Here is a 9451-nt window from a genome sequence, read left to right on the forward strand (position 1 = left end):
GCTCCTGCTTGTGTACGACACGGAACCCGGACAGTCTTTCATCCCCGCCCCCGTGCCGCCCGCGCGACTACATCGCCGCAAGAATGTCCACCGTGAACACCAGCGTCGAACCCTTCTTCACCACACCACCGCTCGGCGGGTTGTTCCCGTAGGCCAGGTCCGGCGGGGTGACGACCACGATCCGGCTGCCCACCTTCTTGCCGGTGATCCCCTGCGCCAGCCCCTTGACGACCCCCTGCATCTGCTCGATCGAGAACTGGGCGAGCCGCCCGCTCTCGTACGTCTGCTCGAAGACCTTGCCGCTGTCCCAGACCTCGCCCTTGAACTGGCACAGGACGGTCTGCGCCGACTGCACCTCCGCGCCGTCGCCCTCCAGCACGTAGTTCGACACCAGCTTCTTCGGCGGGTCGACCTTGGGGATGTCGATCGACGGGGCCTTGCCGTCCGTGTTCGTGCCGACCTTGGGCAGCGCGGCGTCACTCTGCGCGACCTCCTTGCCCGTGCTGGAACTCTTCGAGTTGAACGAGTTCAGCACGTCGACCACGAACACCAGCGTGTCCGTGCCCTTGATCCCCGCCTGCGAGTTGCCCGAGCTGCCGTACCCCCAGGTCGGCGGCACGGCCATCAGCACCCGGCTGCCGACCTTCTTCCCGGCCAGCCCGTACAGCCAGCCGTCGATGATGCTGCCCGAGGCGAGCTGCATGAGCAGCGGCGTACGGTCGTACGACTGGTCGAAGACCTTCGCCGTGGACCAGATCTGCCCCAGGTAGTTGGCCTGGATGAAGTCGTTCTCCGCGACCGTCTTCCCGCTGCCCGCGATCACCGTCTTGACCGCCAGGTTCTTCGACGGGTCCCCGCTGCCCTTGGCGACCGTCGGCTTCTCGTCGAACTTCGTGCCCGCCGTGATCGCCGGCAGCGGCCCGTCCACGATCTTCGGCGGGGGCACCGAGGCGGAGGCCGACGGCGAGGCGCTCGCCTTGCTGGAGGAGGACGACTTGTCATCACCGCACCCGGCGAGCGTGACCAGTCCCGCGGGAACAGCGGCAAGGAGAAGAGAGCGTCGGCGCACGGAAGAGCCTCGTAATCGGTCGATCTTGCGGATGGCGTGCGCGCAACTCTACGACGTGAGAAGGGCGCCGTACGGAAAACGTACGGCGCCCGTGTGGCGTTCTGTGCCGATCTCTCACATACCGGCGATGAGCTTCTCCACCCGGTCGTCGACCGAACGGAACGGGTCCTTGCACAACACCGTGCGCTGCGCCTGGTCGTTGAGCTTCAGATGCACCCAGTCGACGGTGAAGTCCCGTCGCTGCTCCTGGGCCCGCCGGATGAAGTCGCCGCGCAAGCGCGCCCGAGTCGTCTGCGGCGGCACCGACTTGCCCTCGAAGATCTTCAAGTCATTGCAGATCCGCGCGGCTTGACCCTTCTTCTCCAGCAGGTAATACAGACCCCGACGACGGTGGATGTCGTGATAAGCGAGGTCTATCTGCGCCACGCGCGGATGAGACATGGTCATGTTGTGCTTGGCCCGGTACCGCTCGATGAGCTGGTACTTCATCACCCAGTCGATCTCGGTGCCGATCCGGTCCAGATCCTCGGCCTCGATCGCGTCCAGTGTCCGGCCCCACAGCTCCAGCACCTGCTCGACCGTGCCGGTGCGGATACCGCGGCGCTCGCAGAAGTCCACGGCCTTCTCGTAGTACTCCCGCTGCACCTCGAGCGCGGAGGCCTCCCGGCCGCTGGCCAGGCGCACCTTGCGCCGGCCCGTGATGTCGTGGCTGACCTCGCGGATCGCCCGGATCGGGTTCTCCAGGGTCAGGTCCCGCATCACCGTGCCCGCCTCGATCATGCGCAGCACCAGGTCGGTGGCGCCGACCTTCAGCAGCATCGTCGTCTCGGACATGTTCGAGTCGCCGACGATGACGTGCAGCCGGCGGTAGCGCTCGGCGTCCGCGTGCGGCTCGTCGCGTGTGTTGATGATCGGCCGGGAACGCGTCGTCGCCGAGGAGACGCCCTCCCAGATGTGCTCCGCCCGCTGGCTCACGCAGTACACCGCACCACGCGGCGTCTGCAGCACCTTCCCGGCGCCGCACAGCAGCTGCCGGGTCACCAGGAACGGAATGAGAATGTCAGCGAGCCGGGAGAACTCCCCGTGCCGCGCCACCAGATAGTTCTCGTGGCAACCGTAGGAGTTGCCCGCCGAGTCCGTGTTGTTCTTGAAAAGGTAGACGTCGCCCGCGATTCCTTCCTCATGCAGGCGTCGTTCGGCGTCCACCAACAGCCCTTCGAGAATGCGCTCGCCGGCCTTGTCGTGGGTGACCAGTTCGGTCACATTGTCACACTCGGGTGTCGCGTATTCCGGATGTGAGCCCACGTCGAGATAGAGCCGGGCGCCGTTCCGCAGAAAGACATTGCTGCTACGGCCCCATGACACGACACGGCGGAAGAGGTACCGCGCCACCTCGTCAGGCGACAGGCGGCGCTGTCCCCTGAACGTGCACGTGACGCCGTACTCGTTCTCCAGCCCGAAAATGCGGCGGTCCATGACTGAACATTACGCCCGATCCCCTGAGCTGAAACGGGGTTCGGCAGCACGATTTGGATCATTTTCCGAACCGGCCGCAACCACCGCACCCCCACCGGGAGCTGCGAGGACCCGCCCCGTGACCGCCAGGACCAGCAACGACACGCCCCCCGCCACACCCGGCACGGCGAACCCCCACAGGGCCCCGCCCGCCTCGACCACCGGGCCCGCCAGGCCCGTTCCCACCGACGCCCCCACTGTGAACGTCGTCACAAGCCAGGAGAACGCCTCGGTGACTGTACCCCTCGGCGCATGCCGGTCCACCAGCACGAACGCACACGCGATCGCCGGCGCCAGGAACACCCCGGCCAGCACGGTGAGCAACACCATGGCCACCGCCCCCGGCATCAGCGTCAGCGGCAGGTAACACACCGCCAGAAGGGCGACCAGCACCCGCAGTCGCCGCGCCGGCTCCCCCGCCCAGCGCACCGCCCCGTAGACGGTGCCGCCCAACAGCGCGCCGATCCCCAGGGCGGCCATCATCCAGCCGTACACCGCGTCACCACCGTGGCCGTCCGCGTACGGCACCGACGCGACCGTGATGGAACCCAGCGCGATCCCCACGAACAGGAACGCGGCCAGCAGCGCCAGCAGCCCGGGCGAGCGCAGCGCGCCCAGCCAGTGCGCCTCGCGCGGCGCCGAACGCCACGCGCGCGACGGCGGCGAGACCACGACCGAGAGCGCCCCGAGGACACCCACCGCGTGCACGACGAGCAGTGCCGCCTGCGCCGACCACAGCGACACGCACAGCGTGACCAGCAACGGCCCCACGGTGAACATGACTTCCTGCGCCACCGCGTCCATCGCGTACGCCGTGTGCACCTGGTCCTCCTTCCCGAGGACACTCGGCCACAGGGCGCGCAGACCGCCCTCCAGAGGGGGCGCGAAGAGCCCGGCCGCCGCCACGGCCGCACAGGCGACCGGCAGCGGTCCGGTGCCCGTGAAGGCGAAGACGGCCATCGAGAGGGCCGACGCGAGCGCGGCGGGCAACTGGACCCGGGGCTGCCCGCAGACGTCGACCAGCCGCCCGAGCACCGGCTGGCCGACGGCGTTGGCCACGCCGTACACCGCCGCGAGCGCACCCGCGAGGCTGTACGTGCCGCCCCCCGCCCGTACGAACAGCACGATCGCGATGGCGGCGGTCGCGTTCGGCAGCCGGCCCACCAGCGTCCCCGTCAGCAGCCGGGCCGCGTGCCTCGCCCTGAGGATCTCCAGGTACCCCGCGGCCATGTCCCACCTCCACGTTTTACGTATAACCCCGCCTCCCATACGTACCATGTGCGCTGTTCACACGTCCAGACGAAGGAGCCCACCCCCGGTGCCACGCAGCAGCACGCGCCCGACGAGCCGTGACGTCGCCCAGGCCGCCGGCGTCTCCCAGGCGGCCGTGTCGCTGGTGCTGGGCGACAAGTGGCGCGGCCGCGTGTCCGAGGCCACCGCCGAACGCGTCCGGGAAGCCGCCCGCGACCTGGGCTACCGGCCGAACCTCGCCGCCCGCAACCTCCGCCTCGGCCGCACCCGCACCGTCCTCCTGGTCGTCCCCGCACTGACGACGGAGTTCTTCGCGGGCGTCTACACCGGCGCCGCCCGCGTCGCCTCCGCACACGGCTTCGGCGTGGTCCTCTACCCCTCGCCCGAGGGCATCGGCCCGGCCCGCGACCCCTTCGCCTCCGCCCAGGCCGCCCTCGACGGCGTGATCGCCTCCTCCATGGCCGCCGACGCCCTCACCGCCATCCGTGGCGACCAGCTCCCCCTCGTCATGCTCGACAGCGACCCGCACGGCAGCCTGGGCGCCGCCACGGTCAACCTGGACATCGCCGACGGCGTACGCCAGGTCGCCGACCACCTGCTGGGCCTCGGTCACCGCCGCTTCCTGCATCTCGCCGCGGACATCGCGTCCTGGACGTTCGAGGTACGCGCGCGCGAACTGGCGGCCCGCACGGCGGGCGTGCCGGGCGCCTCGGTACGCACGGTCCACGCCCCGATCTCGATCGAAGGCGCCCGTACCGCCACCGAAGCGGCCCTCGCCGGCCCCGGCCCGCGGCCCACCGCCCTCGTCTGCGACGACGACAAACTCGCCGCCGGCGCCTACAAGGCCCTGCGCCGTCAGGGCCTGCGCGTCCCCGACGACATCTCCGTCACCGGCCTCGACGACCTCGCCCTGGCCACCGCCATCGACCCCGAGCTGACGACCGTGCGCCTGGACGCGGAACTCTTCGGCGAACGCGGCATGCAGGCCCTCCTCGCCGTCCTGGACGGCCGGGAACCGGAGCGCGGTGACATCCCGGTGGAGCTGGTCGTACGGGGCTCCACGGCGCCGCCACGGGCGTCATAGCCGGGCAGACGCCCGCGCCCCGACCGGTGGGGTCACCGGACGGGGCGCGCAGAGCGGGGCTGATACGAAGGGTTACTCGACGTCTCCGCCGGAATCCTCGGACTCCTCGGCCTCGGCGGCCGTGGCCGCGCCGTCCGACTCCAGCAGCCGGCCCAGCTGCGGGCCGACGATCCGCTTGAACTTGCGCTTCTGGGGACGCGTGCGGTCCAGCACGGCGACCTCCAGGCGCTCGGCGGGAATCTCCCGCTGGGTGCCGTTCGACTCCCGCGACAGAGCCGTCACAGCCAGCTTCAGAGCCTCCGCGAGGGTCATGCCGTCCCGGTGCTCGCGGTCCAGATAGGTGCTGATCTGCTCCGCGTTGCCACCGACCGCGACCGAACCGTGCTCGTCCACGATCGAACCGTCGTGGGGCAGCCGATAGATCTGGTCACCGTCGGGGGTCTCCCCCACCTCGGCGACGACCAGTTCCACCTCGTAGGGCTTCTCCGCGGCCGACGAGAAGATCGTGCCCAGCGTCTGTGCGTACACGTTGGCAAGACCACGCGCGGTCACGTCGTCACGGTCATAGGTGTAACCACGCAGGTCGGCGTAGCGCACGCCACCGATCCGCAGATTCTCGTACTCGTTGTACTTGCCGGCTGCCGCGAAGCCGATCCGGTCGTAGATCTCGCTGAACTTGTGCAGCGCGCGGGACGGGTTCTCGCCGACGAACACGATGCCGTCGGCGTACTGGAGCACGACCAGGCTGCGGCCGCGCGCGATGCCCTTGCGGGCGTACTCGGCACGGTCCGCCATGGCCTGCTGGGGTGAGACATAGAACGGCGTCGACACCGGTATCCGTCCCCTTCCTTAGGGTTCCGTCGAAGTCACTGGGATCACCTTGAAAAGAACGCCGCCGCCCTAGAGCAGCGCCGCGCGCGGGCCGTCCGGCTGCTCCAGACGGCGCGCCAGCACCGCACGGGCGAGCTCGGCGGACTCGTCGTCGGTGAGCCGACGGAACCCGTCCTCGGTGATCACGGTGATGATCGGGTAGATCCGGCGGGCGACATCGGGACCACCGGTCGCCGAGTCGTCGTCGGCCGCGTCGTACAGAGCCTGCACCACCAGTGTGGTCGCCTGCTCCTCGGTCAGGTCGTCACGGAACAGCTTCTTCATGGCACCCCGCGCGAAGATCGAGCCGGAGCCCGTCGCGGAGAAGTTGTGCTCCTCGGAACGGCCACCCGTGACGTCGTACGAGAAGATCCGTCCCTTGGCCCGGTCCACGTCGAACCCGGCGAACAACGGCACGACCGCCAGCCCCTGCATGGCCATACCGAGGTTGGAGCGGATCATCGTCGACAGCCGGTTCGCCTTGCCCTCCAGCGACAGCTGAGCACCTTCGACCTTCTCGAAGTGCTCCAGCTCCAGCTGGAAGAGCTTCACCATCTCCACGGCGAGACCGGCGGTGCCGGCGATCCCGACGGCCGAGTACTCGTCGGTCGGGAACACCTTCTCGATGTCCCGCTGAGCGATCACATTGCCCATGGTGGCCCGACGGTCACCAGCCAGCACGACGCCGCCGGGGAAGGTCACCGCCACGATCGTCGTCCCGTGCGGCGCCTCGATCACGCCCTGGGTGGGCGGCAACTGCCGCTTGCCGGGCAGCATCTCCGGCTGGTGGTCGGCGAGAAAGTCCATGAACGAAGAGGACCCAGGCGTCAGGAAGGCAGCCGGTAGACGCCCGGTGCTACGAGTGTTGGCTTCCACGCGTTTCCTTCCACGTATGCTGCAGCCCGCCTTATGGCCTCGGGCTGATCCTTGAACTGCCCCAGCGCGGCATTGCAGCTGAAGCACAGTACGCCACGGACCCTACCCGTCTCATGGCAGTGATCCACATGCGCGGGCGAAGCCGACAGGCATATACAACAGACGCCCCCTTGCGAGGCGATCAACTCGTCGCGTTCAGCTTCGGTGATGCCGTACTGACGCCTGAGATGGTCCTGCCGCCCGAGCGCCGATCGGCACGCCTTGCAGCGAGTCGACAGCCCATCGGATGCTGTCGCGTTGCGGTGCCATTCGCTGTGAGGCTTGACCTCACCGCACGTCCGACACAGCTTGTGCCCGTCCGGGACATCAGTCTTCTCCCGGACGGTCTTCCCCATGGCCTCCCGGCGACGCCGGTAGTGCGCGGCACTGTATTCCGCCACGCACTCCCGGCAGTGCACCTGGAGACCGTCACGCCGATTCCTGTCCCGCGCGAAGGCCGCAAGAGGCAGGCCCTGCCCGCACTTCCTGCATTCCTTCGCATCCGGTTCCTCAGCCACCCACTCCCCCCGCAACCTTCACTTTGAAGGAAGAGCGACCGATTCTCCTCTACTCTCCGCCTTTTTGTACGAATGAGCGTACGAAATCCTCGGCGTTTTCCTCGAGTACGTCATCGATCTCATCCAGAACAGAGTCGACGTCATCGCTCAGCTTCTCGTGCCGCTCCTTGAGGTCCTCCGAAGCCTGCGACTCCGCCGCCTGCTCCTCGGCCTCCTCGGTGGTACGCGTGGCCTTCTGCTGTCCGCCGCCGGTGTCCTTGGTTGCCATAACCCTCACCCCGCTCAGTTCGCCCGACATGGGTCGACAGGTCGGCTTTCCTGCCGATCGGTGATGATCAGACCCTACAAGCCGGGTCCGACATCGGCCCCGCAGTTTCTCCAACGTACGGGGGCCACCTCGATGATTCCCGGGCGCCGGGGTTTTGACCCCGGTCGCCCGGTGTGGTCCGGGTAGCCGTTCAGCCGCCGGAAAGGACCCTGACCAGGTCTTCTGCGGTGCGACAGCGGTCCAGGAGCTCCTTGACGTGATTTCGCGTTCCGCGTAGCGGTTCCAGGGTTGGGACGCGCTGGAGGCTGTCGCGGCCCGGGAGGTCGAAGATGACCGAGTCCCAGCTCGCCGCGGCCACGTCGTCGGCGTACTGCTCCAGGCAGCGGCCTCGGAAATAGGCCCGGGTGTCCTCGGGCGGGCTGGTGCGGGCCCGTTCCACGTCGGCCTCGTCCAGGAGCCGCTTCATGCGCCCGCGGGCCGCGAGACGGTTGTAGAGGCCCTTCTCGGCCCTTACGTCGGCGTACTGGAGGTCCAGGAGGTGCAGCTTGGCGGCGTCCCAGTCGAGGCCGTCACGGCGGCGGTAGCCCTCCATGAGCTCCAGCTTGGCGACCCAGTCGAGCTCTTTGGAGAGGCTCATGGGGTCGCGTTCCAGACGGTTGAGGGTGTCCTCCCAGCGGGCGAGGACGTCCTTGGTCTGGTCGTCGGCGTCGGCGCCGTAGCGCTCCTCCACGTATTTGCGCGACAGCTCGAAGTACTCCATCTGGAGCTGGACCGCGGTGAGTGTGCGTCCGCTGCGGAGGGTGACCAGCCTCTTCAGCGTCGGGTCGTGGGAAACCTGGTGGAGGGTGCGTACGGGCTGGTCGACGGCCAGGTCGACGGCGATGAAGCCGTCCTCGATCATGGAAAGGACCAGCGCCGTGGTACCCAGCTTGAGGTAGGTCGAGATCTCCGACAGGTTCGCGTCGCCGATGATCACGTGCAGGCGGCGGTACTTCTCGGCGTCGGCATGGGGTTCGTCGCGGGTGTTGATGATGGGCCGCTTGAGGGTCGTCTCCAGGCCGACCTCGACCTCGAAGTAGTCCGCTCGCTGACTGAGCTGGAAGCCGTGTTCGTGGCCGTCCTGGCCGATGCCGACGCGGCCGGCGCCCGTGACCACCTGGCGGGAGACGAAGAAGGGCGTGAGGTGGCGCACGATGTCCGAGAACGGGGTTTCCCGCTTCATCAGGTAGTTCTCGTGCGTGCCGTAGGAGGCACCCTTGTTGTCGGTGTTGTTCTTGTAGAGGTGGATGGGCTGGGCACCGGGGAGCTGGGCGGCCCGTTCGGCGGCCTCGGCCATGATGCGCTCGCCGGCCTTGTCCCAGAGGACGGCGTCGCGGGGGTTGGTGACCTCGGGAGCGCTGTATTCGGGGTGCGCGTGGTCGACGTAGAGGCGTGCGCCGTTGGTGAGGATCACGTTGGCGAGGCCGATGTCCTCGTCGGTGAGCTGGCTGGCGTCGGCGGCCTCGCGTGCGAGGTCGAAGCCCCGGGCGTCCCGCAGCGGGTTCTCCTCCTCGAAGTCCCAGCGGGCCCGGCGGGCCCGGTGCATCGCCGCCGCGTAGGCGTTGACGATCTGGGACGAGGTGAGCATGGCATTGGCGTTGGGGTGGCCGGGGACGGAGATCCCGTACTCCGTCTCGATGCCCATTACTCGCCGTACGGTCATGCGGCCCTCCTTGCCCGGCGGAGCCCTCGGTCGTGGGCTCCGCTCGCGTACCGCTGGCGCTCCGGTGCGTGTGCGGTGCCCGTCCCCGCACTGCGCGACTCGGCGGTAGGAAAGAGCCTAGAACGCCTTTGCGCTGGTGGGGAGATCATTTGCGTCATTGCCTTGCTCGCCTCGGTTCCGGTTTTGGCCGGAAAAACAGTCGGCTGCGGGGGGCCCGGGTGGGGACCCCCAGCCCCCCCGTGTTTTTAATGTATATTTC

Annotated in this window: 9 protein-coding genes; 1 reads left to right on the top strand and 8 read right to left on the bottom strand. The window is 68.5% G+C overall.

Annotated features, from left to right (window positions below; translation table 11 throughout):
• Positions 1-67: 67 nt before the first annotated feature.
• From ACFWPS_RS09960 to ACFWPS_RS09970, 3 genes are all read right to left on the bottom strand, one after another.
• Positions 68-1069 (bottom strand): FKBP-type peptidyl-prolyl cis-trans isomerase, encoded by a 1002-nt coding sequence (locus tag ACFWPS_RS09960; protein ID WP_383702955.1) that lies wholly within the window; start codon positions 1067-1069, stop codon positions 68-70.
• 114 nt (positions 1070-1183) lie between these two features.
• Positions 1184-2545, bottom strand: coding sequence for a Pup--protein ligase (gene pafA, locus ACFWPS_RS09965; protein ID WP_067429457.1), 1362 nt, complete (start codon positions 2543-2545; stop codon positions 1184-1186).
• A gap of 9 nt (positions 2546-2554) precedes the next feature.
• A complete protein-coding gene (locus tag ACFWPS_RS09970) occupies positions 2555-3814 on the bottom strand; it encodes an MFS transporter (RefSeq protein ID WP_383702958.1) in 1260 nt (419 codons plus the stop codon).
• A gap of 88 nt (positions 3815-3902) precedes the next feature.
• On the opposite strand from ACFWPS_RS09970, the gene ACFWPS_RS09975 reads away from it, so the two are divergent.
• Complete coding sequence (locus ACFWPS_RS09975; RefSeq protein ID WP_383702961.1) at positions 3903-4919, top strand: LacI family DNA-binding transcriptional regulator; 1017 nt, start codon at positions 3903-3905, stop codon at positions 4917-4919.
• A gap of 72 nt (positions 4920-4991) precedes the next feature.
• Here ACFWPS_RS09975 and prcA read toward each other — a convergent pair whose 3' ends face one another.
• From prcA to dop, 5 genes are all read right to left on the bottom strand, one after another.
• Positions 4992-5750: a proteasome subunit alpha gene (gene prcA / locus ACFWPS_RS09980; protein WP_383702964.1), complete on the bottom strand. Its 759-nt coding sequence runs from the start codon at positions 5748-5750 to the stop codon at positions 4992-4994.
• 69 nt (positions 5751-5819) lie between these two features.
• A complete protein-coding gene (prcB, locus tag ACFWPS_RS09985; protein ID WP_383702967.1) occupies positions 5820-6665 on the bottom strand; it encodes a proteasome subunit beta in 846 nt (281 codons plus the stop codon).
• Positions 6617-7222, bottom strand: coding sequence for an endonuclease VII domain-containing protein (locus tag ACFWPS_RS09990; protein ID WP_383702970.1), 606 nt, complete (start codon positions 7220-7222; stop codon positions 6617-6619). Before ACFWPS_RS09990 ends, prcB begins: the two co-directional genes overlap by 49 nt.
• A gap of 49 nt (positions 7223-7271) precedes the next feature.
• On the bottom strand, positions 7272-7490 hold the full coding sequence (locus ACFWPS_RS09995) for a ubiquitin-like protein Pup (RefSeq protein ID WP_383702973.1): 219 nt from the start codon (positions 7488-7490) through the stop codon (positions 7272-7274).
• A 190-nt stretch (positions 7491-7680) separates the two neighbouring features.
• Positions 7681-9192 (bottom strand): depupylase/deamidase Dop, encoded by a 1512-nt coding sequence (gene dop, locus ACFWPS_RS10000; RefSeq protein WP_383702976.1) that lies wholly within the window; start codon positions 9190-9192, stop codon positions 7681-7683.
• Between the last annotated feature and the right edge of the window lie 259 nt (positions 9193-9451).

Origin of the sequence: Streptomyces sp. NPDC058457 (genome assembly GCF_042720695.1) — a bacterium.
Lineage (GTDB): Bacteria > Actinomycetota > Actinomycetes > Streptomycetales > Streptomycetaceae > Streptomyces.